Annotated in this window: 33 protein-coding genes; all 33 read right to left on the minus strand. The window is 55.2% G+C overall.

The window, feature by feature from the left end:
• Window positions 1-32: 32 nt before the first annotated feature.
• Window positions 33-1,034 (minus strand): DNA-directed RNA polymerase subunit alpha, encoded by a 1,002-nt coding sequence (locus RGV59_RS02315; protein ID WP_003176403.1) that lies wholly within the window; start codon window positions 1,032-1,034, stop codon window positions 33-35.
• A 22-nt stretch (window positions 1,035-1,056) separates the two neighbouring features.
• A complete protein-coding gene (gene rpsD, locus RGV59_RS02320; RefSeq protein WP_003176404.1) occupies window positions 1,057-1,677 on the minus strand; it encodes a 30S ribosomal protein S4 in 621 nt (206 codons plus the stop codon).
• Between the two features lie 18 nt (window positions 1,678-1,695).
• Complete coding sequence (gene rpsK / locus RGV59_RS02325; RefSeq protein WP_002555466.1) at window positions 1,696-2,085, minus strand: 30S ribosomal protein S11; 390 nt, start codon at window positions 2,083-2,085, stop codon at window positions 1,696-1,698.
• Window positions 2,086-2,115: 30 nt separating this feature from the next.
• Window positions 2,116-2,472 carry a 30S ribosomal protein S13 gene (gene rpsM, locus RGV59_RS02330; RefSeq protein ID WP_017848803.1) on the minus strand — a complete coding sequence of 119 codons (357 nt, stop codon included), beginning with the start codon at window positions 2,470-2,472 and terminating at the stop codon, window positions 2,116-2,118.
• A gap of 129 nt (window positions 2,473-2,601) precedes the next feature.
• Window positions 2,602-2,718 carry a 50S ribosomal protein L36 gene (gene rpmJ, locus RGV59_RS02335; RefSeq protein WP_002555468.1) on the minus strand — a complete coding sequence of 39 codons (117 nt, stop codon included), beginning with the start codon at window positions 2,716-2,718 and terminating at the stop codon, window positions 2,602-2,604.
• A 27-nt stretch (window positions 2,719-2,745) separates the two neighbouring features.
• On the minus strand, window positions 2,746-4,074 hold the full coding sequence (gene secY, locus RGV59_RS02340; protein WP_003176406.1) for a preprotein translocase subunit SecY: 1,329 nt from the start codon (window positions 4,072-4,074) through the stop codon (window positions 2,746-2,748).
• On the minus strand, window positions 4,075-4,512 hold the full coding sequence (rplO, locus tag RGV59_RS02345) for a 50S ribosomal protein L15 (RefSeq protein ID WP_322246860.1): 438 nt from the start codon (window positions 4,510-4,512) through the stop codon (window positions 4,075-4,077).
• A 3-nt stretch (window positions 4,513-4,515) separates the two neighbouring features.
• Window positions 4,516-4,692, minus strand: a complete 177-nt coding sequence (gene rpmD / locus RGV59_RS02350; protein WP_003176408.1) for a 50S ribosomal protein L30 — start codon at window positions 4,690-4,692, stop codon at window positions 4,516-4,518.
• Window positions 4,693-4,694: 2 nt separating this feature from the next.
• Entirely contained in the window at window positions 4,695-5,195 is a 501-nt protein-coding gene (gene rpsE / locus RGV59_RS02355) for a 30S ribosomal protein S5 (RefSeq protein WP_003186035.1), read from the minus strand.
• A 3-nt stretch (window positions 5,196-5,198) separates the two neighbouring features.
• Complete coding sequence (gene rplR, locus RGV59_RS02360; RefSeq protein WP_003186037.1) at window positions 5,199-5,549, minus strand: 50S ribosomal protein L18; 351 nt, start codon at window positions 5,547-5,549, stop codon at window positions 5,199-5,201.
• Window positions 5,550-5,559: 10 nt separating this feature from the next.
• Window positions 5,560-6,093 carry a 50S ribosomal protein L6 gene (gene rplF, locus RGV59_RS02365; protein WP_003176412.1) on the minus strand — a complete coding sequence of 178 codons (534 nt, stop codon included), beginning with the start codon at window positions 6,091-6,093 and terminating at the stop codon, window positions 5,560-5,562.
• A gap of 12 nt (window positions 6,094-6,105) precedes the next feature.
• Complete coding sequence (gene rpsH, locus RGV59_RS02370; RefSeq protein WP_017848802.1) at window positions 6,106-6,498, minus strand: 30S ribosomal protein S8; 393 nt, start codon at window positions 6,496-6,498, stop codon at window positions 6,106-6,108.
• A 207-nt stretch (window positions 6,499-6,705) separates the two neighbouring features.
• The gene (gene rpsN / locus RGV59_RS02375) at window positions 6,706-7,011 is read right to left on the minus strand and encodes a 30S ribosomal protein S14 (RefSeq protein WP_003176414.1); all 306 of its coding nucleotides are present in this window, start codon (window positions 7,009-7,011) and stop codon (window positions 6,706-6,708) included.
• A gap of 13 nt (window positions 7,012-7,024) precedes the next feature.
• A complete protein-coding gene (gene rplE / locus RGV59_RS02380) occupies window positions 7,025-7,564 on the minus strand; it encodes a 50S ribosomal protein L5 (protein WP_003194642.1) in 540 nt (179 codons plus the stop codon).
• A gap of 22 nt (window positions 7,565-7,586) precedes the next feature.
• On the minus strand, window positions 7,587-7,901 hold the full coding sequence (gene rplX, locus RGV59_RS02385; RefSeq protein WP_007896770.1) for a 50S ribosomal protein L24: 315 nt from the start codon (window positions 7,899-7,901) through the stop codon (window positions 7,587-7,589).
• A gap of 11 nt (window positions 7,902-7,912) precedes the next feature.
• A complete protein-coding gene (gene rplN / locus RGV59_RS02390) occupies window positions 7,913-8,281 on the minus strand; it encodes a 50S ribosomal protein L14 (RefSeq protein WP_002555479.1) in 369 nt (122 codons plus the stop codon).
• A gap of 23 nt (window positions 8,282-8,304) precedes the next feature.
• On the minus strand, window positions 8,305-8,571 hold the full coding sequence (gene rpsQ, locus RGV59_RS02395) for a 30S ribosomal protein S17 (RefSeq protein ID WP_003176419.1): 267 nt from the start codon (window positions 8,569-8,571) through the stop codon (window positions 8,305-8,307).
• A 2-nt stretch (window positions 8,572-8,573) separates the two neighbouring features.
• Window positions 8,574-8,765, minus strand: a complete 192-nt coding sequence (gene rpmC, locus RGV59_RS02400) for a 50S ribosomal protein L29 (RefSeq protein ID WP_002555481.1) — start codon at window positions 8,763-8,765, stop codon at window positions 8,574-8,576.
• On the minus strand, window positions 8,765-9,178 hold the full coding sequence (gene rplP, locus RGV59_RS02405; protein WP_003232424.1) for a 50S ribosomal protein L16: 414 nt from the start codon (window positions 9,176-9,178) through the stop codon (window positions 8,765-8,767). Before rplP ends, rpmC begins: the two co-directional genes overlap by 1 nt.
• A gap of 12 nt (window positions 9,179-9,190) precedes the next feature.
• Window positions 9,191-9,877 (minus strand): 30S ribosomal protein S3, encoded by a 687-nt coding sequence (gene rpsC, locus RGV59_RS02410; protein ID WP_003176422.1) that lies wholly within the window; start codon window positions 9,875-9,877, stop codon window positions 9,191-9,193.
• Between the two features lie 13 nt (window positions 9,878-9,890).
• Window positions 9,891-10,223, minus strand: a complete 333-nt coding sequence (rplV, locus tag RGV59_RS02415) for a 50S ribosomal protein L22 (RefSeq protein WP_003103908.1) — start codon at window positions 10,221-10,223, stop codon at window positions 9,891-9,893.
• 11 nt (window positions 10,224-10,234) lie between these two features.
• Entirely contained in the window at window positions 10,235-10,510 is a 276-nt protein-coding gene (gene rpsS, locus RGV59_RS02420) for a 30S ribosomal protein S19 (protein ID WP_002555486.1), read from the minus strand.
• A 16-nt stretch (window positions 10,511-10,526) separates the two neighbouring features.
• A complete protein-coding gene (gene rplB / locus RGV59_RS02425; protein ID WP_003210080.1) occupies window positions 10,527-11,351 on the minus strand; it encodes a 50S ribosomal protein L2 in 825 nt (274 codons plus the stop codon).
• A 14-nt stretch (window positions 11,352-11,365) separates the two neighbouring features.
• Window positions 11,366-11,665 carry a 50S ribosomal protein L23 gene (gene rplW / locus RGV59_RS02430; protein ID WP_002555488.1) on the minus strand — a complete coding sequence of 100 codons (300 nt, stop codon included), beginning with the start codon at window positions 11,663-11,665 and terminating at the stop codon, window positions 11,366-11,368.
• A complete protein-coding gene (gene rplD, locus RGV59_RS02435; RefSeq protein WP_003210082.1) occupies window positions 11,662-12,264 on the minus strand; it encodes a 50S ribosomal protein L4 in 603 nt (200 codons plus the stop codon). The genes rplW and rplD overlap by 4 nt, the downstream gene beginning before the upstream one ends.
• Window positions 12,265-12,276: 12 nt before the next feature.
• Window positions 12,277-12,912: a 50S ribosomal protein L3 gene (gene rplC, locus RGV59_RS02440; RefSeq protein ID WP_007253310.1), complete on the minus strand. Its 636-nt coding sequence runs from the start codon at window positions 12,910-12,912 to the stop codon at window positions 12,277-12,279.
• 81 nt (window positions 12,913-12,993) lie between these two features.
• On the minus strand, window positions 12,994-13,305 hold the full coding sequence (gene rpsJ / locus RGV59_RS02445; protein WP_003186070.1) for a 30S ribosomal protein S10: 312 nt from the start codon (window positions 13,303-13,305) through the stop codon (window positions 12,994-12,996).
• Between the two features lie 158 nt (window positions 13,306-13,463).
• Window positions 13,464-14,657, minus strand: coding sequence for an elongation factor Tu (gene tuf / locus RGV59_RS02450; RefSeq protein ID WP_017848801.1), 1,194 nt, complete (start codon window positions 14,655-14,657; stop codon window positions 13,464-13,466).
• A 30-nt stretch (window positions 14,658-14,687) separates the two neighbouring features.
• Window positions 14,688-16,793 (minus strand): elongation factor G, encoded by a 2,106-nt coding sequence (fusA, locus tag RGV59_RS02455; RefSeq protein WP_017848800.1) that lies wholly within the window; start codon window positions 16,791-16,793, stop codon window positions 14,688-14,690.
• Window positions 16,794-16,823: 30 nt separating this feature from the next.
• Entirely contained in the window at window positions 16,824-17,294 is a 471-nt protein-coding gene (gene rpsG / locus RGV59_RS02460) for a 30S ribosomal protein S7 (protein WP_002555493.1), read from the minus strand.
• 118 nt (window positions 17,295-17,412) lie between these two features.
• A complete protein-coding gene (gene rpsL / locus RGV59_RS02465; protein WP_002555494.1) occupies window positions 17,413-17,784 on the minus strand; it encodes a 30S ribosomal protein S12 in 372 nt (123 codons plus the stop codon).
• A 217-nt stretch (window positions 17,785-18,001) separates the two neighbouring features.
• Complete coding sequence (gene rpoC / locus RGV59_RS02470; RefSeq protein ID WP_017848799.1) at window positions 18,002-22,201, minus strand: DNA-directed RNA polymerase subunit beta'; 4,200 nt, start codon at window positions 22,199-22,201, stop codon at window positions 18,002-18,004.
• A 64-nt stretch (window positions 22,202-22,265) separates the two neighbouring features.
• Complete coding sequence (gene rpoB / locus RGV59_RS02475) at window positions 22,266-26,339, minus strand: DNA-directed RNA polymerase subunit beta (RefSeq protein WP_017848798.1); 4,074 nt, start codon at window positions 26,337-26,339, stop codon at window positions 22,266-22,268.
• Between the last annotated feature and the right edge of the window lie 136 nt (window positions 26,340-26,475).

Genomic DNA, 26,475 nt, shown 5'->3' on the forward strand with positions numbered 1-26,475 from the left:
CTTACCAAACTCACGTTCGGTGATTACGACGATCAGGCAGTCGCCTTGTCGTCCTTCTTAAGACTTGCAGGCGGCCAGTTGTCGAGGCGCATGCCGAGGGACAGACCGCGGGAGGCCAGAACGTCCTTGATTTCAGTCAAGGATTTCTTGCCCAGGTTCGGAGTCTTCAACAGTTCTACTTCGGTACGCTGAATCAGGTCGCCGATGTAGTAAATGTTTTCCGCCTTAAGGCAGTTAGCCGAACGTACAGTCAGTTCCAGATCGTCAACCGGGCGAAGCAGGATCGGATCGATCTCGTCTTCCTGCTCGATTACCACTGGTTCGCTGTCGCCTTTGAGGTCGACGAACGCAGCCAACTGCTGTTGCAGAATGGTTGCAGCGCGACGGATAGCCTCTTCAGGGTCCAGAGTACCGTTGGTTTCCAGATCAATAACCAGCTTGTCCAGGTTAGTACGCTGCTCGACACGGGCGTTTTCCACCACGTATGCGATACGGCGAACCGGGCTGAACGAAGAGTCAAGCTGCAAGCGACCAATGCTGCGGCTTTCGTCTTCATCGCTCTGACGCGAGTCGGCCGGTTCATAACCACGACCACGAGCTACAGTGAGCTTCATGTTCAGGGCGCCGTTAGACGCCAGGTTAGCGATTACGTGATCGGGGTTAACGATCTCGACATCATGATCCAGCTGAATATCGGCAGCGGTAACCACCCCCGAACCCTTCTTCGACAAGGTCAGCGTAACTTCGTCACGGCCGTGCAGCTTGATAGCCAGACCTTTAAGGTTCAACAGGATTTCAATTACGTCTTCCTGTACACCTTCGATGGCGCTGTACTCGTGGAGCACACCGTCAATCTCGGCCTCGACTACTGCACAGCCGGGCATTGAGGACAACAGGATGCGGCGCAGCGCGTTGCCCAGGGTGTGGCCAAAACCACGCTCGAGAGGCTCGAGTGTGATTTTGGCGCGGGTTGGACTGACAACCTGCACATCAATGTGGCGGGGTGTCAGGAACTCATTTACCGAAATCTGCATGGATGCACCTATTTTCTAGCCCTTACTTGGAGTAGAGCTCGACAATCAGGCTTTCGTTGATGTCGGCGGACAGATCACTGCGAGCTGGAACGTTCTTGAAAACGCCCGACTTCTTCTCAGTGTCTACTTCTACCCATTCTACGCGGCCACGTTGGGCACACAGATCGAGAGCTTGGACAATGCGAAGTTGGTTTTTTGCTTTCTCGCGAACAGCGACCACGTCACCAGCACGAACCTGGTAGGACGGAACGTTTACGGTCTGGCCGTTAACGCTGATCGACTTGTGCGATACCAGCTGACGGGATTCGGCACGAGTAGAACCAAAGCCCATACGGTATACAACGTTGTCCAGACGGCATTCGAGCAGTTGCAGCAGGTTTTCACCGGTTGCACCTTTCTTGCCAGCAGCTTCTTTGTAGTAGCCGCTGAACTGACGCTCGAGAACGCCGTAGATACGACGGACCTTCTGCTTTTCACGCAGTTGGGTGCCGTAATCGGACTGGCGACCGCGGCGTTGGCCGTGGATACCAGGTGCTGCTTCAATGTTGCACTTCGATTCGATCGCGCGCACGCCGCTCTTCAGGAAGAGATCGGTGCCTTCGCGACGAGCGAGTTTGCATTTTGGACCAATGTAACGAGCCATTCTTTACAATCTCCTGGATTACACGCGGCGCTTCTTCGGCGGACGGCACCCGTTGTGCGGGATTGGCGTCACGTCGGTGATGCTGGCGATCTTATAGCCACAGCCGTTCAAAGCACGGACAGCGGACTCACGACCTGGACCTGGACCTTTGACGTTAACGTCGAGGTTTTTCAGGCCGTATTCCAGCGCAGCTTGACCAGCACGTTCAGCAGCTACTTGAGCAGCGAACGGGGTGGACTTGCGGGAACCGCGGAAACCCGAACCACCGGAGGTAGCCCAAGAAAGCGCGTTACCTTGACGGTCGGTGATGGTCACGATGGTGTTGTTAAAAGAAGCATGGATGTGGGCGATGCCATCAACCACTGTCTTTTTAACTTTTTTACGAGGACGAGCAGCAGGTTTTGCCATGATAATTTTCCTGTCGATTCGCGGGGGCGATTACTTGCGGATCGGCTTACGCGGACCTTTACGGGTACGCGCGTTAGTCTTGGTACGCTGACCGCGTACTGGAAGACCACGACGATGACGCAGACCGCGATAGCAACCGAGGTCCATCAAACGCTTGATTTTCATGTTGATTTCGCGACGCAGGTCACCTTCAGTGGTGAACTTCGCCACTTCGCCACGCAGCAATTCAACCTGCTCGTCGCTCAGATCCTTGATCTTAGCGGCTGGGTTTACCCCAGCGACCGCGCAAATTTTCTGCGCAGTAGTGCGACCAACACCATAGATGTAGGTCAGCGAGATAACAGTGTGCTTGTTATCTGGAATGTTAACGCCTGCAATACGGGCCATTCAGTGGGACTCCAATTGACAGCTACCTACGCCCCGGAAGCCAAGAAATAGGGCGCGAGATAATATCGCTGTAATAACAAATAATCAACCCGGCAGCGCACTAGCTGCCGGGCTTCAAGCGGATCACACTCAGCCTTGGCGCTGTTTGTGACGCGGTTCCGCGCTGCAAATTACTCGAACAACACCTTCGCGGCGAATAATCTTGCAGTTACGGCACAGCTTTTTCACCGATGCACGAACTTTCATCACCAACTCCTCGAACCTTATGGGTACTCAGCGCAACATGCCGCTGCCGTAACCCTTCAGGTTGGCTTTCTTCATCAGGGATTCGTACTGGTGCGAAACGAGGTGCGATTGTACTTGGGACATGAAGTCCATCACAACCACGACCACGATCAGCAACGAGGTCCCGCCAAGGTAGAACGGAACGTTTGCTGCAACCACCAGGAACTGGGGCAACAAGCACACGGCCGTCATATATAGAGCACCGAACAGGGTCAAACGAGTCAGAACGCCATCAATGTAGCGTGCAGACTGCTCACCTGGACGGATGCCCGGAATAAAGGCACCGGACTTCTTCAGGTTTTCCGCTACGTCTTTCGGATTGAACATCAACGCCGTATAGAAGAAGCAGAAGAAAATAATCCCTGCACTAAACAGCAGAATATTCAACGGCTGACCAGGAGCGATCGACTGAGAGAGGTCCTGCAGCCAGCCCATGTTTTCAGACTGACCAAACCAGGTACCCAACGAAGCCGGAAACAGCAAGATGCTGCTCGCGAAAATTGCCGGAATAACACCGGCCATATTCACTTTCAGCGGCAAGTGGCTGGTCTGCGCAGCAAAGACCTTACGGCCCTGCTGACGCTTGGCGTAGTGAACAGCAATACGACGCTGGCCACGCTCAATGAACACCACAAAACCGATAATCGCTACTGCCAGCAAACCGATGGCAACCAGGGCGAAAATGTTGATATCACCCTGACGTGCAGACTCGAAAGACTGCCCGATCGCTCTCGGAAGACCGGCGACGATACCTGCGAAAATCAACATCGAGATACCGTTACCAACACCACGCTCAGTAATCTGCTCACCCAGCCACATCATGAACATCGCACCAGCCACAAACGTGGATACCGCGACGAAATGGAAGCCAAAGTCACCAGTGAACGCAACACCCTGCCCCGCCAGGCCAACGGACATGCCGATAGCTTGAACCAGGGCGAGGATGACAGTGCCGTAGCGGGTGTACTGGCTAATCTTGCGACGGCCAGCTTCACCTTCCTTCTTCAACTGCTCCAGCTGCGGGCTGACGGCGGTCATCAGTTGCATGATGATCGATGCCGAAATGTACGGCATGATCCCCAGTGCAAAGATGCTCATCCGTTCCAGCGCGCCGCCGGAAAACATGTTGAACAAGCTAAGAATGGTCCCCTCATTCTGTCGAAACAGGTCTGCGAGTCGGTCCGGGTTGATACCTGGAACCGGGATGTGTGCGCCTATTCGGTAGACGATAATCGCCAGGAACAGAAAACGCAGACGAGCCCAAAGTTCAGACATACCGCCTTTGCCGAGCGCTGAGAGAGCACCTTGCTTAGCCATTTATTCCTCGAACTTGCCGCCAGCTGCTTCGATAGCCGAACGCGCACCTTTGGTGGCGCAGATTCCCTTGCCGATAGTGACAGCGCGAGTCACTTCACCGGACAGCATGATTTTCACACGCTGTACGTTGACGTTGATCACGTTGGCATCTTTCAGGGTCTGCACAGTAACGATGTCGCCTTCCACTTTAGCCAGCTCGGACAGACGCACTTCTGCGCGGTCCATGGCCTTCAGGGATACGAAACCGAACTTAGGCAGGCGACGATGCAGCGGCTGTTGACCGCCTTCAAAGCCTGGAGCAATGGTGCCACCGGAGCGGGAGGTTTGACCTTTGTGGCCACGGCCACCAGTCTTACCCAAACCGCTACCGATACCACGGCCCGGACGATGCTTTTCGCGACGGGAACCCGGCGCTGGACTCAGATCATTGAGTTTCATCGATTAACCCTCGACACGCAGCATGTAGTAAGCCTTGTTGATCATCCCGCGATTCTCGGGAGTATCCTGGACTTCTACAGTGTGACCGATGCGACGCAGACCCAAACCCTTAACGCACAATTTGTGGTTAGGGATGCGGCCGGTCATGCTTTTGATCAGCGTTACTTTAACGGTAGCCATGATCAGAAGATCTCCTTGACGCTTTTGCCACGCTTGGCGGCAATGGATTCAGGAGACTGCATTGCTTTCAAACCCTTGAAAGTGGCGTGAACCACGTTTACTGGGTTAGTCGAGCCGTAGCACTTGGCCAGAACGTTCTGAACGCCAGCAACTTCGAGGACAGCACGCATAGCGCCGCCAGCGATGATACCGGTACCTTCAGAAGCAGGCTGCATGTACACCTTCGAAGCGCCATGGGCGGACTTCATTGCGTACTGCAGAGTGGTGCCGTTCAGATCAACTTGGATCATGTTGCGACGAGCAGCTTCCATTGCCTTCTGGATCGCAGCAGGCACTTCACGTGACTTGCCACGGCCGAAGCCAACGCGCCCTTTACCATCACCCACCACGGTCAACGCGGTGAAAGTGAAGATACGGCCGCCTTTAACGGTTTTGGCTACGCGGTTAACTTGAACCAGCTTCTCAATGTAGCCTTCGTCGCGCTTTTGGTCGTTATTTGACATAACTTAGAACTCCAGCCCAGCTTCACGAGCAGCATCAGCCAGCGCCTTGACGCGACCGTGATACTTGAAGCCAGAGCGGTCGAAAGCCACCTGCGAGACGCCAGCGGCTTTAGCACGCGTAGCGACCAGCTGGCCAACCTTAGTGGCCGCGTCGATGTTGCCGGTGGCACCATCACGCAGTTCTTTATCCAAAGTCGAGGCGCTTGCCAGGACTTTGTTGCCGTCGGCCGAGATGACCTGGGCGTAGATGTGCTGCGACGAGCGGAACACGCAGAGACGCACGACTTCGAGTTCGTGCATTTTCAGGCGTGCTTTGCGAGCGCGACGCAGTCGAGTAACTTTTTTGTCGGTCATTTGCTATGCCCTACTTCTTCTTGGCTTCTTTACGACGGACGACTTCGTCCGCGTAGCGCACACCTTTGCCTTTGTACGGCTCTGGTGGACGGAAGTCGCGGATCTCAGCGGCCACCTGACCTACCAGCTGCTTATCGATGCCCTTGATCAGGATATCGGTTTGGCTAGGGGTCTCAGCGGTGATGCCTTCCGGCAGTTCGTAATCCACTGGGTGCGAGAAGCCAAGGGCCAGGTTCAAAACCGTGCCTTTTGCTTGCGCTTTGTAACCAACACCGACCAGCTGGAGCTTACGCTCGAAGCCTTGGCTTACGCCTTGGACCATGTTGTTTACCAACGCACGCGTGGTACCGGCCATTGCGCGAGTTTGTTGATCGCCATTGCGAGCAGCGAAACGCAGCTCACCAGCTTCTTCAACGATCTCAACGGACGAATGGATGTTCAGTTCAAGAGTACCCTTGGCACCCTTCACCGAAAGCTGTTGGCCTGCGAATTTTACTTCGACACCGGCTGGCAGCTTAACGGGGTTCTTAGCGACGCGAGACATGCTTATCCCCCCTTAGAACACAGTGCAAAGAACTTCGCCGCCGACACCGGCAGCGCGCGCAGCACGATCCGTCATCACACCTTTGTTGGTGGAGACGATAGACACGCCAAGACCGCCACGAACTTTCGGCAGATCTTCAACGGACTTGTACTGACGCAGGCCTGGACGGCTAACGCGCTTCACTTCCTCGATGACCGGACGGCCTTCGAAGTACTTCAGCTCGATGGACAGCAGTGGTTTGATTTCGCTGCTGATCTGATAACCCGCAATGTAGCCTTCGTCTTTCAGGACTTTGGCAACAGCTACCTTCAACGTGGAAGATGGCATGCTTACGACGGACTTTTCAGCCATCTGGGCATTACGGATACGAGTTAGCATGTCCGCTAACGGGTCCTGCATACTCATGGGCTAGACGCTCCTAATACAAAAAAATTAGCCTTGCGGCTACATATGTCGCTGAGTATCTCCGGGCATAGAAAACACGGGCTCAGGCGAGCCGGGTATTCTAGACACACTCCGGAAATGAAACAAGCCCCAAAAGGGGCTTGTTCCAGATTCAAGGTACCGGCGGTCAGTATCTTGCGATTCAGACCGTCCGGACTTTGAAAGTACTTACCAGCTGGCTTTAACCAGACCTGGTACGTCACCACGCATTGCCGCTTCACGCAGTTTGTTACGGCCGAGGCCGAACTTGCGGTAAACGCCGTGTGGACGACCGGTCAGGCGGCAGCGGTTACGCATGCGCGAGGCGCTTGCGTCACGTGGCTGCTTCTGCAGAGCTACTGTGGCTTCCCAACGTGCTTCTGGACTTGCGTTCAGATCAACGATGATTGCTTTCAGTGCTGCACGCTTCTTGGCGTACTTGGCAACCGTGAGCTGACGTTTCAGCTCGCGGTTTTTCATGCTCATCTTGGCCATGGTCCTACTCCAATCAGTTGCGGAACGGGAATTTGAAAGCACGCAACAGGGCGCGACCTTCATCATCGTTCTTGGCAGTGGTGGTCAGGGTGATGTCCAGACCGCGGAGAGCATCGATCTTGTCGTAGTCGATTTCCGGGAAGATGATCTGCTCTTTCACGCCCATGCTGTAGTTACCACGACCATCGAAGGACTTGGCATTCAGGCCGCGGAAGTCGCGGACCCGAGGCAGGGAGATCGACAGCAGACGATCCAGGAATTCGTACATACGCTCACGGCGCAGAGTCACTTTGACGCCGATCGGCCAACCTTCACGGACTTTAAAGCCAGCGATGGATTTCCGAGCGTAAGTCACAACGACTTTTTGACCGGTGATCTTTTCCAGGTCAGCAACAGCGTGCTCGATGACTTTTTTGTCGCCGATCGCTTCGCCCAGACCCATGTTCAGGGTGATTTTGGTAACGCGCGGAACTTCCATCACGTTCCCGAGCTTAAGTTCTTCCTTAAGCTTGGGGGCGATTTCCTTCCGGTAAATCTCTTGTAGTCGTGCCATGGTCTTATCTACCTAGCAGTGTTCAAGCATCAACCGCTTTTTGGGTCGACTTGAAGACACGAATTTTCTTACCGTCTTCTACTTTGAAACCAACGCGGTCAGCCTTGTTGGTTTCGCCGTTGAAGATGGCGACGTTAGAAGCGTGCAGTGGCGCTTCTTTCTCGACGATACCGCCTTGTACGCCCGACATAGGGTTAGGCTTGGTATGACGCTTGACCAGGTTCAGACCACCGACGACCAGACGGTCGTCAGCGAGAACCTTCAGCACCTTACCGCGCTTACCTTTGTCTTTGCCGGCGATCACGATGATCTCGTCGTCACGACGAATCTTTTGCATGTCGGATCTCCTTACAGCACTTCTGGGGCGAGCGAGACGATCTTCATGAACTTCTCAGTACGAAGTTCACGGGTCACTGGCCCAAAGATACGGGTGCCGATCGGCTCTTGCTTGTTGTTCAGAAGAACAGCAGCGTTGCCATCAAAGCGGATAATGGAGCCATCTGCACGGCGAACGCCGTGACGAGTGCGGACTACAACAGCAGTCATCACTTGGCCTTTTTTCACTTTACCGCGAGGAATTGCTTCCTTCACGGTAACTTTGATGATGTCACCGATACCAGCGTAACGACGATGGGAGCCACCCAGCACCTTGATGCACATAACACGGCGAGCGCCGCTGTTATCGGCCACATCGAGCATGGATTGAGTCTGAATCATATAATTTCTCCGACCCCTAGTCCTTAGACTTCCACAGCGCGTTCGAGAACATCAACCAGTGCCCAAGACTTGGTCTTGGCCAGCGGACGAGTTTCACGAATAGTGACTTTGTCGCCGATGTGGCACTGGTTGGTTTCGTCGTGCGCGTGCAGCTTAGTCGAACGCTTAACATATTTACCGTAGATCGGGTGCTTAACGCGACGCTCGATCAAAACGGTGATGGTTTTGTCCATCTTGTCGCTGACAACACGGCCAGTCAGCGTACGGACAGTCTTTTCGGCTTCAGCCATGATCACTTACCTGCCTGCTGGTTGAGCACAGTCTTCACGCGAGCGATGTCACGCTTAACTTGCGAGAGCAGATGAGACTGCCCCAACTGGCCAGTTGCTTTCTGCATGCGCAGATTGAACTGGTCGCGCAGCAGGCCGAGCAGTTGCTCGTTCAGCTGCTGTGCGGATTTTTCACGAAGTTCATTCGCTTTCATCACATCACCGTCCGTTTAACAAAGGCGGTGGCGAGCGGCAGCTTTGCAGCAGCCAGGGCAAAAGCCTCACGCGCCAGCTCTTCAGTTACACCCTCGATTTCATACAGGACTTTGCCTGGCTGAATCTGGGCTACCCAGTATTCCACGTTACCCTTACCTTTACCCATCCGAACTTCGAGGGGCTTTTTGGAGATCGGCTTGTCCGGGAATACACGGATCCAGATCTTGCCGCCACGTTTTACGTGACGGGTCAGAGCACGACGCGCTGACTCGATCTGACGAGCGGTGAGACGACCACGAGCTACAGACTTCAGCGCGAATTCGCCGAAGCTGACTTTGCTACCGCGCTGAGCCAGACCACGGTTGTGGCCTGTCATCTGCTTGCGGAACTTCGTACGCTTTGGTTGCAACATTTGGCGTACCCCTTACTTAGCAGCTTTTTTACGAGGCGCTGGTGCTTGTGGTTTCAGTTCTTCTTGGCGACCACCAATTACTTCGCCTTTGAAGATCCAAACCTTTACACCGATCACACCATAAGTGGTGTGAGCTTCGTAGTTGGCATAGTCGATGTCGGCACGCAGGGTGTGCAGTGGCACACGACCTTCGCGATACCATTCAGTACGTGCGATTTCAGCACCGCCGAGACGACCGCTCACTTGGATTTTGATGCCTTTGGCACCAATACGCATGGCGTTCTGTACGGCGCGCTTCATAGCGCGACGGAACATGACGCGACGCTCCAGCTGCTGAGCTACGCTCTGCGCAACCAGCATACCGTCGAGCTCCGGCTTGCGGATCTCTTCGATATTGATGTGCACAGGCACACCCATTTGCTTGGTCAGGTCCTGACGCAGTTTCTCAACATCTTCACCTTTCTTCCCGATAACGATACCTGGACGAGCGGTGTGGATGGTGATACGTGCAGTTTGTGCCGGACGATGGATATCGATACGGCTTACGGACGCGCTTTTTAGTTTGTCTTGGAGATACTCACGCACCTTCAGATCAGCGAACAAATAGTCCGCATAAGTCCGACCGTCTGCGTACCAGACGGAGGTGTGCTCCTTGACGATTCCCAGGCGAATGCCAATGGGATGTACTTTCTGACCCATCTCTTCGACTCCGTTACTTGTCAGCAACCTTGACAGTGATATGGCAAGACCGCTTGACGATGCGATCAGCACGGCCTTTGGCACGCGGCATGATACGCTTCAGCGAACGCCCTTCGTTGACGAAAACGGTGCTGACCTTCAGGTCATCAACGTCTGCGCCTTCGTTATGCTCGGCGTTGGCTACGGCCGACTCCAGCACTTTCTTCATGATCTCGGCGGCTTTCTTACTGCTGAAAGCCAACAGGTTGAGCGCTTCGCCCACCTTCTTCCCGCGGATCTGGTCGGCGACCAAGCGGGCTTTCTGGGCGGAGATTCGAGCGCCCGACAACTTAGCGGCTACTTCCATTTCCTTACCCCTTAACGCTTGGCTTTCTTGTCTGCCACGTGCCCACGATAAGTGCGGGTACCGGCAAACTCGCCTAGTTTGTGGCCGACCATGTCTTCGTTAACGAGAACTGGGACGTGTTGACGACCGTTGTGTACTGCGATGGTCAGACCGACCATTTGTGGCAGGATCATCGAACGACGCGACCAGGTCTTAACTGGTTTGCGATCGTTCTTTTCCGCCGCCACTTCGATCTTCTTCAGTAGGTGAAGATCAATAAAAGGACCTTTTTTCAGAGAACGTGGCACTGTCGTATCCCTCTATTTACTTGCGACGACGGACGATCATTTTGTCGGTACGCTTATTACCACGAGTCTTCGCGCCCTTAGTCGGGAAGCCCCATGGCGATACCGGATGACGACCACCAGAGGTACGACCTTCACCACCACCGTGTGGGTGGTCAACCGGGTTCATGGCAACACCACGAACGGTTGGGCGAACGCCACGCCAGCGTTTGGCACCAGCTTTACCCAGCGAACGCAGGCTGTGCTCGGAGTTCGAGACTTCACCCAGGGTCGCGCGGCATTCAGCCAGCACTTTACGCATCTCACCAGAACGCAGACGCAGGGTCACGTAGACACCTTCACGAGCGATCAGCTGAGCCGAAGCACCAGCGGAACGAGCGATTTGCGCGCCTTTACCTGGCTTCAATTCGATGCCGTGTACGGTGCTACCAACTGGAATGTTACGCAGTTGCAGAGCGTTGCCCGGCTTGATCGGTGCCAGAGCACCTGCGATCAGCTGGTCACCAGCACTCACGCCTTTAGGGGCGATGATGTAGCGACGCTCGCCATCTGCGTACAGCAGCAGAGCGATGTGAGCAGTACGGTTTGGATCGTATTCGATACGCTCGACAGTGGCAGCGATGCCATCTTTGTCGTTGCGACGGAAGTCGACCAGACGATAATGCTGTTTATGGCCACCACCGATGTGACGAGTGGTAATGCGACCATTGTTGTTACGACCACCAGTCTTCGATTTCTTCTCGAGCAGCGGTGCGTGAGGAGCGCCTTTATGCAGCTCCTGGTTGACCACCTTGACCACAAAACGGCGGCCAGGGGAAGTCGGTTTGCATTTAACGATTGCCATGATGCACCCCTTCCTTACTCAGCACTGCTGCTGAAATCGAGATCTTGGCCTGGCTGAAGGGAGATAACTGCCTTCTTCCAGTCATTACGCTTGCCCAGACCGCGAGCAGTGCGCTTGCTCTTACCCAGAACATTCAGGGTAGTAACACGCTCTACTTTCACGCTGAACAGGCTTTCGACGGCCTTCTTGATTTCCAGCTTGGTTGCGTCAGTTGCAACCTTGAAAACGAACTGGCCTTTCTTGTCAGCCAGAACCGTAGCCTTTTCGGAAACGTGCGGGCCAAGCAGAACTTTAAATACGCGTTCCTGGTTCATCCCAGCAGCTCCTCGAATTTCTTCACGGCCGACACGGTGATCAACACCTTGTCGTATGCGATCAGACTAACTGGATCGGAACCTTGCACGTCACGTACATCAACGTGTGGCAGGTTGCGAGCAGCCAGGTACAGGTTCTGATCAACAGCTTCAGACACGATCAAGACGTCAGTCAGGCCCATGCCGTTCAGCTTGTTCAGCAGATCTTTGGTTTTCGGTGCTTCAACAGCGAAGTCCTGAACCACGACCAGACGATCAGTACGCACGAGTTCAGCAAGGATGGAGCGCAGTGCTGCGCGGTACATCTTCTTGTTGAGCTTCTGAGTGTGATCCTGCGGACGAGCTGCGAAAGTGGTACCGCCGCCGCGCCAGATTGGGCTACGGATAGTACCGGCACGAGCACGGCCAGTACCTTTCTGACGCCAAGGGCGCTTACCGCCACCACGAACGTCGGAACGGGTCTTTTGCTGCTTGCTACCTTGACGGCCGCCGGCCATGTAGGCCACGACTGCTTGGTGAACGAGCGTCTCGTTGAATTCGCCGCCAAATGTCAGTTCGGAAACTTCGATCGCTTGAGCGTCATTTACATTTAATTGCATGTCAGCTTCCCCTTAACCGCGAGCCTTGGCCGCTGGACGTACAACCAGGTTGCCGCCAGTAGCGCCAGGAACAGCACCCTTGACCAACAACAGATTGCGTTCAGCGTCGACGCGCACTACTTCGAGGGACTGCACGGTCACGCGCTCAGCGCCCATATGACCGGACATTTTTTTGCCCTTGAATACACGACCAGGAGTCTGGCACTGGCCAATAGAGCCCGGGACGCGGTGGGAAACGGAGTTACCGTGAGTGTTGTCTTGGCCACGGAAATTCCAACGCTTGATCGTACCCTGGAAGCCTTTACCCTTGGACTGACCGGTTACATCAACCAGTTGACCAGCGGCGAAGATTTCAGCGTTGATCAGATCGCCAGCCTGGTAGTCGCCTTCTTCAAGACGGAACTCCATAACAGTGCGACCAGCTGCAACGTTTGCTTTAGCGAAGTGACCTGCTTGAGCAGCAGTCACGCGCGAAGCACGACGCTCGCCGACAGTGACTTGCACTGCACGATAGCCATCGGTTTCTTCAGTTTTGAACTGGGTGACGCGATTCGGTTCGATCTCAATGACCGTGACCGGAATGGAGACACCTTCTTCGGTGAAAATACGGGTCATACCGCATTTACGACCGACTACACCAATAGTCATGTTGTAAACCTCATGAGTGTACGGGGCTTTCACCCGCTATGGCCGCCCATTTCAGAGCGTTACACGACTAAGACCCAAGTCTTAGCCGAGGCTGATCTGTACTTCCACACCGGCCGCCAGATCAAGCTTCATAAGTGCATCAACGGTTTTATCCGTTGGCTGGACGATGTCCAGTACGCGCTTATGAGTACGGATCTCGTACTGGTCACGCGCGTCTTTGTTGACGTGCGGGGAGACCAGAACGGTGAACCGCTCTTTACGGGTAGGCAGTGGAATTGGACCACGCACTTGAGCACCAGTACGTTTCGCGGTTTCCACGATTTCCTGGGTGGATTGGTCGATCAGGCGATGGTCAAAAGCCTTCAACCTGATACGGATTTGCTGATTTTGCATTGGATTTCAGACTCCGGCTGCTATTCCCAGCGAGCGCAATACGCCCGTTAAAAGGAGGCGCAATTCTATAGACGCCCCAGATAGGTGTCAACCCAATAAAAAAAGCCCCCGCTGAGCGGGGGCTTTTTCAAAACCTCGAAGCTAACTCAAAAAAGAGCTTACTCGATGATTTTAGCTACAACGCCAGCACCAACGGTACGGCCGCCTTCACGGATAGCGAAGCGCAGACCGTCTTCCATTGCGATGGTTTTGATCAGGGTAACAGTCATTTGAATGTTATCGCCTGGCATTACCATTTCAACGCCTTCTGGCAGTTCGCAGTTACCAGTCACGTCAGTAGTACGGAAGTAGAACTGTGGACGGTAGCCTTTGAAGAACGGAGTGTGACGACCGCCTTCTTCCTTGCTCAGAACGTAAACTTCTGCGGTGAACTTGGTGTGCGGCTTAACGGTACCTGGCTTAACCAGAACCTGACCACGTTCAACGTCATCACGCTTGGTGCCGCGCAGCAGTACGCCACAGTTCTCGCCAGCACGACCTTCGTCGAGCAGCTTGCGGAACATTTCAACACCGGTGCAAGTGGTAACGGTGGTGTCACGCAGACCAACGATTTCCAGTGGGTCTTGAACGCGAACGATACCACGCTCGATACGACCAGTCACAACAGTACCGCGACCCGAGATCGAGAATACGTCTTCGATTGGCATCAGGAATGGCTTGTCGGTCAGACGAACTGGTTCTGGGATGTAGCTGTCCAGAGTTTCAACCAGTTTACGAACGGCAGTGGTGCCCATTTCGTTGTCGTCTTTGCCTTCCAGCGCCATACGAGCAGAACCGATGATGATCGGAGTGTCGTCGCCTGGGAAGTCGTAAGTGCTCAGCAGATCGCGCACTTCCATCTCAACCAGTTCCAGCAGCTCAGCGTCGTCTACCAGGTCAGCCTTGTTCAGGAAAACCACGATGTACGGAACGCCTACCTGACGGGACAGCAGGATGTGCTCACGGGTTTGTGGCATCGGACCATCAGCGGCCGAGCAAACCAGGATCGCGCCGTCCATCTGGGCAGCACCAGTGATCATGTTCTTCACATAGTCAGCGTGACCTGGGCAGTCAACGTGAGCGTAGTGACGAATCTTCGAGTTGTACTCGACGTGCGCGGTGTTGATGGTGATACCACGAGCTTTTTCTTCTGGTGCGCTGTCGATTTTATCGAAATCAACGATTGCGGAACCGAATACTTCGGAGCAAACGCGAGTCAGAGCAGCAGTCAGAGTGGTTTTACCGTGGTCAACGTGACCGATGGTGCCAACGTTGACGTGCGGTAGGGAACGATCAAATTTTTCTTTAGCCACGACAATTAACTCCTTGCCTAAAGGACTGAATCAGCCTTGTTTTTTGGATACAGTTTCAGCGATGTGCGCCGGAGCTGTGTTGTATTTTTTGAATTCCATAGAGTAGCTTGCGCGACCCTGGGACATGGAGCGAACGTCGGTCGCATAACCGAACATCTCACCCAACGGAACCTCGGCGCGAATCACTTTGCCGGAAACCGTGTCTTCCATACCCAAGATCATGCCGCGACGACGGTTAAGGTCGCCCATGACATCACCCATATAGTCTTCAGGTGTAACAACTTCTACCGCCATGATTGGCTCAAGCAACTCACCACCGCCCTTCTGGGCCAGTTGCTTGGTTGCCATGGAAGCAGCCACCTTGAACGCCATCTCGTTGGAGTCGACGTCGTGGTAAGAACCGTCAAAAACGGTTGCTTTCAGGCCGATCAGCGGATAGCCGGCGACAACACCGTTCTTCATCTGCTCTTCGATACCCTTCTGGATAGCAGGGATGTATTCCTTAGGAACAACACCACCTACTACTTCGTTCACGAATTGCAGACCTTCCTGACCTTCGTCAGCAGGAGCAAAACGGATCCAGCAGTGACCGAACTGACCACGACCGCCGGACTGACGAACGAACTTGCCTTCGATTTCACAGTTCTTCGTGATGCGCTCACGATAGGAAACCTGAGGCTTACCGATGTTGGCTTCGACGTTGAACTCACGGCGCATCCGGTCAACCAGGATGTCCAGGTGCAACTCGCCCATGCCGGAGATGATCGTTTGACCAGTCTCTTCATCAGTCTTGACGCGGAAAGATGGATCTTCCTGAGCAAGTTTGCCCAGAGCGATACCCATTTTTTCCTGGTCATCCTTGGTCTTAGGCTCTACGGCAACCGAAATAACCGGCTCCGGGAAGTCCATACGAACCAGGATGATTGGCTTAGCAGCGTCGCACAAAGTTTCACCAGTGGTGACGTCCTTCATGCCGATCAGGGCCGCGATGTCACCAGCGCGCACTTCCTTGATCTCTTCACGGGCGTTTGCGTGCATTTGCACCATACGACCCACGCGCTCTTTCTTACCTTTAACCGAGTTGATCACGCCGTCGCCGGAGGCCAACACGCCCGAGTAAACGCGGACGAAAGTCAAGGTACCCACGAATGGGTCGGTTGCGATCTTGAACGCCAGAGCCGAGAACGGCTCGCTGTCATCGGCGTGACGCTCCATCTCTTCTTCCTCGTTATCAGGGTTGGTACCCTTGATAGCAGGAATGTCGGTTGGAGCAGGCAGGTAGTCGATAACGGCGTCGAGAACCAGGGGAACACCCTTGTTCTTGAAGGAAGAACCACAAACAGCCAAGACGATCTCACCAGCGATAGTACGCTGACGCAGAGCGGCCTTGATTTCCGCGTTGGTGAGTTCTTCACCTTCGAGGTACTTGTTCATCAGTTCTTCGCTGGCTTCGGCAGCAGCCTCAACCATGTTGTTACGCCACTCGTCAGCCAGTTCCTGCAGTTCAGCAGGGATAGGCTTACGAACAGGAACCATACCTTTGTCAGCGTCATTCCAGTAGACGGCTTCCATGGCGATCAGATCGATCTGGCCCTGGAAGTTATCTTCGGAACCGATTGCCAATTGAATTGGCACCGGAGTGTGACCCAGACGCTGCTTGATCTGACCGATCACGCGCAGGAAGTTGGCACCAGCACGGTCCATCTTGTTTACGTAAACAAGACGTGGAACGCCGTATTTGTTGGCTTGACGCCATACGGTTTCCGACTGAGGCTCAACACCCGAGGTACCGCAGAACACAACGACAGCGCCGTCGAGTACACGCAGGGAACGCTCAACTTCAATAGTGAAGTCTACGTGGCCTGGGGTATCGATAACGTTGAAGCGGTGCTCGTCTTTGTACTGCTTCTCGGAACCTTTCCAGAAGGCGGTAATAGCAGCAGAAGTAATGGTAATACCACGCTCCTGCTCCTGAACCATCCAGTCTGTGGTCGCGGCGCCGTCATGCACCTCGCCCATCTTGTGACTTTTGCCGGTGTAAAAAAGGACGCGCTCGGTGGTGGTGGTTTTACCAGCATCCACGTGAGCAACGATACCAATGTTACGGTAGCGATTAATCGGTGTAGTACGAGCCATAAAGCCCTCGCAAATTGAGTGACGCTGGATTTAGAAGCGGTAGTGCGAGAAAGCCTTGTTAGCTTCAGCCATACGGTGCACGTCTTCACGCTTCTTAACAGCAGCGCCTTTACCTTCAGCAGCGTCCAACAGTTCGCCAGCCAAACGCAGAGCCATAGACTTCTCGCCACGCTTACGGGCGAAGTCTACCAACCAGCGCATTGCCAGGGCGTTACGACGGGACGGACGAACTTCAACCGGAACCTGGTAAGTAGCACCGCCTACACGGCGCGACTTCACTTCGACCAGCGGAGCGATGGCGTCGAGAGCTTTCTCGAAGATTTCCAGGGGGTCGCTGTTCTTGCGTTCTTTAACCTTTTCCAGCGCGCCATAAACGATACGCTCGGCAACGGCTTTCTTGCCGCTTTCCATCACGTGGTTCATGAACTTGGCCAGGATTTGGCTTCCGTATTTTGGATCGTCAAGCACTTCGCGCTTGGCTGCTACGCGTCTTCTTGGCATGGATAAGCCCTCAAACGGTCTTCAGGTTCGCTCGGAATCGGTGCCCTTTCGGGACGCCTCCGACCTTACTCTTATCGACTCAGAAAATAAGATGATTCAGTTTTACAAAAAGCCGCTACTACTTAGGCTTCTTGGTACCGTACTTCGAACGACCCTGGTTACGACCTTTAACGCCGGAAGTATCCAAGGAGCCGCGTACGGTGTGGTAACGAACACCTGGCAAGTCTTTTACACGACCGCCGCGGATCAGTACCACGCTGTGCTCTTGCAGGTTGTGGCCTTCACCGCCGATGTACGAGGAAACCTCGAAACCGTTGGTCAGACGCACACGGCATACTTTACGCAGTGCCGAGTTAGGTTTTTTCGGCGTAGTGGTATACACGCGAGTGCATACGCCACGACGTTGCGGGCAGTTCTGCAGCGCAGGTACGTCGGATTTCTCGACGATACGCTTACGCGGCTGACGTACCAGCTGGTTGATAGTTGCCATCTACTAGCTCCACTGTTGTCTTGCGACGCTATTGTCTTGCAAGAAAAGCAAAATGGCAGGAACGAATTCCCGCCAAATTTAGGGGTACAAGAGTCTAAAGAGGATCTTGCCCCCAGTCAAGGCAAGGCCCCGACCTCCCCTCTCAACGAACCGGGGCAAAACTGCCTCGATCCGACGAATGGGGGCTGCCAGGGCCCAGACTTATTTATCGCAGAACTCAGTTACCGCTTGAGTTCAGCGCTTCGGTCAGTGCAGCTTCCACTTCACTGGCGCTTACGCGCAACGGCTTGTCAGCATCACGGCGGCGCTTGCGCTCGCTGTGGTAAGCCAAACCGGTACCGGCTGGGATCAGACGACCCACAACCACGTTTTCTTTCAGGCCGCGCAGGTAATCGCGCTTGCCGGTTACCGCTGCTTCGGTCAGTACGCGAGTGGTCTCCTGGAAGGAGGCCGCCGAGATGAACGACTCAGTGGACAACGACGCCTTGGTGATACCCAGCAGTACACGAGTAAATTTGGAAACAAATTTCTCGTCGGCTGCCAGACGTTCGTTTTCTACCAGTACGTGAGTCAGTTCCATCTGGTCGCCCTTGATGAAACTGGAATCGCCGGATTCAGCGATTTCAACTTTACGCAGCATCTGACGCAGGATGGTCTCGATGTGCTTATCGTTGATCTTCACGCCTTGCAGACGGTAAACGTCCTGGATCTCGTTAACGATGTACTTGGCCAGCGCACTCACACCCAGCAGACGCAGGATGTCGTGTGGATCGCTCGGACCGTCGGAGATAACTTCGCCGCGGTTTACCTGTTCGCCTTCGAACACGTTCAGGTGACGCCACTTCGGAATCAGCTCTTCATACGGATCGCTACCGTCGTTCGGGGTAATGACCAGACGGCGCTTGCCCTTGGTCTCTTTACCGAACGCGATGGTGCCGCTGACTTCAGCCAGAATCGACGCTTCTTTCGGACGACGAGCTTCGAACAAGTCGGCAACACGCGGCAGACCACCGGTGATGTCACGGGTCTTCGAAGTCTCTTGCGGGATACGCGCGATAACGTCACCGATCGCGATCTTCGCACCATCCGCTACACCGACCAGGGCGTTGGCTGGCAGGAAGTACTGAGCGATTACGTCAGTGCCTGGCAGCAACAGATCCTTGCCGTTGTCATCGACCATCTTCACGGCAGGACGGATGTCTTTACCGGCAGCTGGACGATCTTTCGCGTCGAGGACTTCAATGTTGGTCATACCGGTCAATTCGTCAGTCTGACGCTTGATCGTGATGCCTTCTTCCATGCCCACGTAGGTCACGGTACCTTTCATTTCGGTAACGATTGGGTGAGTGTGCGGATCCCACTTGGCCACGATTGCGCCAGCGTCGACCTTGTCACCTTCTTTAACCGAAATCACAGCACCATACGGCAGCTTGTAGCGCTCACGCTCACGACCGTAGTCATCAGCGATTGCCAGCTCACCGGAACGGGACACCGCAACCAGGCAACCATCCACTCGCTCAACGTGCTTGAGGTTGTGCAGGCGGACGGTACCGCCATTCTTCACCTGAACGCTGTCGGCTGCGGAGGTCCGGCTTGCCGCACCACCGATGTGGAATGTACGCATGGTCAGCTGGGTACCCGGCTCACCGATGGACTGGGCAGCGATAACGCCGACCGCTTCACCGATGTTCACCTGGTGACCACGAGCCAAGTCACGGCCATAGCACTTGGCGCAAATGCCGAAGCGGGTTTCGCAGCTGATCGGCGAACGAACGATCACTTCGTCGATGCTGTTGAGTTCGATGAACTCGACCCACTTCTCGTCAACCAGGGTGCCGGCAGGAACGATAATTTCCTCGGTACCCGGCTTGAATACGTCACGGGCAATAACACGGCCCAATACGCGCTCACCCAGCGGCTCTACAACGTCACCGCCTTCAATGTGCGGTGTCATCAGCAGGCCGTGCTCGGTGCCGCAATCGATCTCGGTTACAACCAGATCTTGTGCAACGTCTACCAGACGACGAGTCAGGTAACCGGAGTTAGCGGTTTTCAACGCGGTATCCGCCAGACCTTTACGAGCACCGTGAGTAGAGATGAAGTACTGAAGTACGCTCAAACCTTCACGGAAGTTCGCAGTAATCGGCGTTTCGATGATGGAACCGTCCGGCTTGGCCATCAGGCCACGCATACCGGCGAGCTGACGGATCTGCGCAGCAGAACCCCGTGCGCCCGAGTCGGCCATCATGTACATCGAGTTGAAAGACTCTTGATCGACTTCTACGCCATGACGGTCGATAACCTTCTCTTTCGAGAGGTTAGCCATCATCGCCTTCGACACTTCGTCGTTGGCCTTGGACCAAAGGTCGATCACTTTGTTGTACTTCTCGCCCTGGGTTACCAGGCCGGAGGCGTACTGACTTTCGATCTCTTTCACTTCATCGGTGGCAGCACTGATGATGCGGGCTTTTTCATCCGGGATAACGAAGTCGTTAACACCGATGGAAACGCCGGAAATGGTCGAATAGGCAAAACCGGTGTACATCAACTGGTCAGCGAAGATCACGGTCTCTTTCAGACCAACCACGCGGTAGCACTGGTTGATCAGCTTGGAGATCGCCTTTTTCTTCATCGGCAGGTTGACGACGTCGTAAGACAAACCTTTTGGCACAACCTGGTACAACAGCGCACGGCCAACAGTGGTGTCGACGATACGGACATTGCTCACGCTGCCGCCGTCACGGTCGTTCACGGTTTCGTGAATCCGCACTTTGACCTTGGCGTGCAGTGCGGCTTCGCCGGCACGGAACACACGGTCAACTTCCTGCAGGTCAGCGAACACACGACCTTCGCCCTTGGCGTTGATCGCTTCACGGGTCATGTAGTACAGACCCAATACAACGTCCTGCGACGGAACGATGATTGGCTCACCGTTGGCTGGCGACAGGATGTTGTTGGTCGACATCATCAACGCACGCGCTTCCAACTGGGCTTCCAGTGTCAGCGGTACGTGCACGGCCATTTGGTCGCCGTCGAAGTCGGCGTTGTACGCAGCACAGACCAGAGGGTGCAGCTGGATAGCCTTACCTTCGATCAGTACCGGTTCAAACGCCTGGATACCCAGACGGTGAAGGGTCGGTGCACGGTTGAGGAGAACCGGGTGTTCGCGGATCACTTCAGCGAGAACGTCCCAAACCTCTGGCAGTTCGCGCTCGACCATTTTCTTGGCCGCTTTGATCGTGGTCGCGAGACCGCGCATTTCCAGCTTGCCGAAGATGAACGGCTTGAACAGCTCAAGGGCCATCTTCTTAGGCAGACCGCACTGGTGCAGACGCAGGGTCGGGCCTACGGTAATTACCGAACGACCGGAGTAGTCAACACGCTTACCGAGCAAGTTCTGACGGAAACGACCTTGCTTACCCTTGATCATGTCAGCCAGGGATTTCAGAGGACGCTTGTTCGAACCGGTGATAGCGCGGCCACGACGACCGTTGTCGAGCAGGGCATCGACGGCTTCTTGCAACATACGCTTTTCGTTGCGCACGATGATGTCCGGAGCGGACAGATCGAGCAGGCGCTTCAAGCGGTTGTTACGGTTGATCACGCGGCGGTACAGGTCGTTGAGGTCGGACGTCGCGAAACGACCACCGTCCAACGGTACCAGCGGACGCAGGTCTGGCGGCAGAACCGGCAGAACGGTCAGCACCATCCACTCTGGCAAGTTGCCGGAACCCTGGAAGGCTTCCATCAACTTCAGACGCTTGGACAGCTTCTTGATTTTGGTTTCGGAGTTGGTTTGCGGAATTTCTTCACGCAGACGGCCAATCTCGTGTTCCAGGTCGATAGCGTGCAGCAGTTCGCGGACAGCTTCGGCACCCATGCGGGCATCGAAATCGTCGCCAAACTCTTCCAGCGCTTCGAAGTACTGCTCGTCGTTCAGCAGCTGACCTTTTTCAAGGGTGGTCATGCCTGGATCGATAACGACATAGCTCTCGAAGTAGAGAACGCGTTCGATATCACGCAGGGTCATGTCCATCAGCAAGCCGATACGGGACGGCAGCGATTTCAGGAACCAGATGTGGGCAACCGGCGAAGCCAGTTCGATGTGCGCCATGCGCTCACGACGAACCTTGGCCAGTGCAACTTCAACGCCGCACTTCTCGCAGATCACACCACGGTGCTTCAAGCGCTTGTACTTACCGCACAGGCACTCGTAATCCTTTACCGGGCCAAAGATCTTGGCGCAGAACAGGCCGTCACGCTCGGGTTTGAACGTACGGTAGTTGATGGTTTCCGGCTTTTTAACTTCACCGAACGACCACGAACGGATCATCTCAGGCGATGCCAGTCCAATACGGATGGCGTCGAACTCTTCGACTTGACCCTGGTTTTTCAGCAAATTCAGTAGGTCTTTCAAGGCCTTTCCTCCTGGCGGAGCAGAGAGCGGGCCAAATAGCCCCGCTCTCGATTCGCGTCACGTGTTATTCGGTTTCCAGATCGATATCGATGCCGAGGGAACGAATTTCTTTGATCAACACGTTGAAGGACTCGGGCATGCCCGGCTCCATACGGTGATCGCCGTCCACGATGTTTTTGTACATCTTGGTCCGACCGTTCACATCGTCCGACTTCACTGTGAGCATTTCTTGCAGAGTGTAAGCAGCACCGTATGCTTCCAGTGCCCAGACCTCCATCTCCCCGAAACGCTGACCACCGAACTGAGCCTTACCACCCAGCGGCTGCTGGGTAACCAGGCTGTACGAACCGGTAGAACGAGCGTGCATCTTGTCGTCTACCAAGTGGTTCAGCTTCAGCATGTACATGTAGCCAACAGTAACCGGGCGCTCGAACTTGTTGCCGGTGCGGCCGTCGAACAGCTGCATCTGGCCGCTTTCGGGCAGGTCTGCCAGTTTCAGCATGGCCTTGATTTCGCTTTCCTTGGCACCGTCGAACACCGGGGTAGCCATTGGAACGCCGCCGCGCAGGTTCTTCGCCAGATCCAGGATTTCCTGGTCGGAGAAGGTATCCAGCTCTTCTTTGCGGCCGCCGATCTCGTTGTAGATCTCGTGCAGGAACTTGCGCAGGTCAGCAACCTTGCGCTGCTCTTCGATCATACGGTTGATCTTCTCGCCCAGACCTTTGGCCGCGAGGCCCAGGTGGGTTTCGAGGATCTGACCAACGTTCATACGCGAAGGTACGCCCAACGGGTTGAGGACGACGTCGACCGGGGTGCCATTGGCATCGTGCGGCATGTCTTCAACCGGCATGATCACGGAGACCACACCCTTGTTACCGTGACGACCGGCCATCTTGTCGCCCGGTTGGATGCGGCGACGGATTGCCAGGTAGACCTTGACGATTTTCAGCACGCCTGGAGCCAGGTCATCGCCCTGCTGCAGTTTGCGCTTCTTGTCTTCGAACTTGTCGTCCAGCAGACGGCGGCGATCGACGATGTAGGCCTGGGCCTTCTCGAGCTGCTCGTTCAGAGCGTCTTCAGCCATGCGCAGTTTGAACCACTGGCCGTGCTCAAGACCATCGAGGACTTCGTCGGTGATGTCCTGACCTTTCTTCAGGCCCGCGCCGCCTTCGGCCTTGTGGCCTACCAGAGCGGAACGCAGACGTTCGAAGGTCGCGCCTTCAACGATACGGAACTCTTCGTTCAGGTCCTTGCGGATCTCGTCGAGCTGGGTCTTCTCGATGGACAGCGCACGAGCATCACGCTCAACGCCGTCACGGGTGAAGACCTGTACGTCGATGACAGTACCTTTGGTACCGGTCGGTACGCGCAGGGAGGTGTCTTTAACGTCGCTGGCTTTTTCACCGAAGATGGCACGCAACAGCTTCTCTTCCGGAGTCAGTTGGGTCTCGCCTTTCGGAGTGACCTTACCGACCAGGATGTCGCCTGCGCCAACTTCAGCACCTACGTAAACGATACCGGCTTCGTCCAGCTTGTTCAGTGCAGCTTCACCCACGTTCGGGATGTCTGCAGTGATTTCCTCTGGCCCAAGCTTGGTATCACGCGCCACACAGGTCAGTTCCTGGATGTGGATCGTGGTGAAGCGGTCTTCTTGAACCACACGCTCGGACAGGCAGATGGAGTCTTCGAAGTTGAAGCCGTTCCACGCCATGAACGCGATACGCATGTTCTGGCCCAGCGCCAGTTCACCCATGTCGGTGGACGGGCCGTCAGCCATGATGTCGCTGCGCTGAACGCGATCACCCTTACGCACCAGCGGACGCTGGTTGATGCAGGTGTTCTGGTTCGAGCGGGTGTATTTGGTCAGGTTGTAGATGTCGACACCGGCTTCGCCAGTTTCAACTTCGTCATCGGCAACACGCACCACGATACGGCTGGCATCAACGGAGTCGATCACGCCGCCACGACGAGCCACGACGCAAACGCCGGAGTCACGGGCTACGTTACGCTCCATGCCGGTACCTACCAGCGGCTTGTCAGCACGCAGGGTCGGTACAGCTTGACGCTGCATGTTGGAACCCATCAACGCACGGTTGGCGTCATCGTGCTCCAGGAACGGGATCAGCGACGCGGCGACCGAAACTACCTGCTTGGGCGATACGTCCATCAAGGTGACGTCTTCCGGCGCCTTGACGGTGAACTCGTTCAAGTGACGAACAGCTACCAGCTCGTCGACCAGGACTTTCTTCTCGTTCATCGTGGCCGAAGCCTGGGCGATCACGTGATCGGCTTCTTCGATGGCGGACAGGAATACGATCTCGTCGGTGACCAGAGCGTCTTTCACCACACGGTACGGGCTCTCAAGGAAGCCGTACTGGTTGGTGCGCGCATAGGCGGCCAGGGAGTTGATCAGACCGATGTTCGGACCTTCCGGCGTTTCGATCGGGCAAACACGACCGTAGTGCGTCGGGTGTACGTCACGGACTTCGAAGCCAGCACGCTCACGGGTCAGACCGCCCGGGCCCAGTGCAGATACACGGCGCTTGTGGGTGATCTCGGAGAGCGGGTTGTTCTGGTCCATGAACTGCGAGAGCTGGCTGGAACCGAAGAACTCTTTCACCGCCGCAGCCACTGGCTTGGCGTTGATCAGGTCTTGCGGCATCAGGCCTTCGCTTTCAGCCATCGACAGACGCTCTTTGACCGCACGCTCAACACGTACCAGGCCAACGCGGAACTGGTTCTCGGCCATTTCGCCTACGCAGCGAACACGACGGTTACCCAGGTGGTCGATGTCATCGACGATGCCTTTGCCGTTACGGATGTCAACCAGAGTCTTCAGGACCGCAACGATGTCTTCCTTGCACAGCACGCCCGAACCTTCGATCTCGGTACGACCGATACGACGGTTGAACTTCATCCGGCCGACCGCAGACAGGTCATAGCGCTCAGGGCTGAAGAACAGGTTGTTGAACAGGGTTTCGGCAGCGTCTTTGGTCGGTGGCTCGCCAGGACGCATCATGCGATAGATCTCGACCAGCGCTTCCAATTGGTTGCTGGTGGAGTCGATCTTCAAGGTGTCGGAGACGAACGGACCGCAGTCGATATCGTTGGTGTACAAGGTCTCGATGCGAACAACCTGGGCCTTGGCGATTTTTGCCAGGATCTCGGTGTTCAGCTCGGTGTTGCACTCAGCCAGGATTTCGCCTGTGGCCGGGTGAACGATGACCTTGGCGGTCGTGCGACCCAGGACGTAGTCCAGAGGCACTTCCAGCGACTTGATACCGGCTTTTTCGATCTGGTTGATGTGGCGCGCAGTGATACGGCGGCCGGCTTCAACGATGACCTTGCCATTTTCGTCCTGGATATCCAGGACAGCAATTTCACCACGCAGACGCGAAGCGATCAGTTCCAGGCTGAGGGTTTCGTCCTTCAGGCTGAACACGTTGGTGGTGTAGAAAGCATCAAGCACTTGCTCAGTGGTATAGCCGAGCGCGCGCAGCAGTACCGAGGCCGGCAGCTTGCGACGACGGTCGATACGCACGAACACGCAGTCTTTCGGGTCGAACTCGAAGTCCAACCACGAACCACGGTACGGAATGATCCGCGCGGAGTACAGGAGCTTACCGGAGCTGTGCGTCTTGCCGCGGTCGTGGTCGAAGAACACGCCCGGGGAACGGTGCAGCTGGGAAACGATAACACGCTCGGTACCGTTGATAACGAAGGTACCGTTTTCAGTCATCAGTGGGATTTCGCCCATGTAGACTTCTTGCTCTTTGATGTCCTTGATCGCTTTGTTCGACGATTCTTTGTCGAAAATGATCAGACGGACTTTTACCCGCAAAGGTACGGCGTACGTAACACCGCGCAACACGCATTCTTTGACATCAAATGCCGGTTCGCCCAGGCGATAACCGACGTACTCCAGCGCAGCATTGCCGGAGTAGCTGATGATCGGGAAAACGGATTTGAAGGCCGCATGCAGGCCCACGTCGCGGAACTGATCTTTGGTCGCTCCCGCCTGCAAGAATTCACGATACGAATCCAGCTGGATAGCCAGAAGGTACGGGACATCCATGACGTCCGGCAACTTGCTAAAGTCCTTGCGGATACGTTTTTTCTCAGTATATGAGTAAGCCATCAGCGTTCCCCAGCTTGGTCACCTGCTTGTTTGGCCCTCCCGACGGGAGCAGCCAGAAAATCTTGCAAACCCCTTGGTTTGCACCACCGCACCGGGTGGCTACAGCACGTTAATGGCGGCGACCGAGTCGACAGCC

It is taken from the genome of Pseudomonas sp. FG1 (assembly GCF_034313875.1).
In the GTDB taxonomy this organism is placed as follows: Bacteria; Pseudomonadota; Gammaproteobacteria; order Pseudomonadales; family Pseudomonadaceae; genus Aquipseudomonas; species Aquipseudomonas veronii.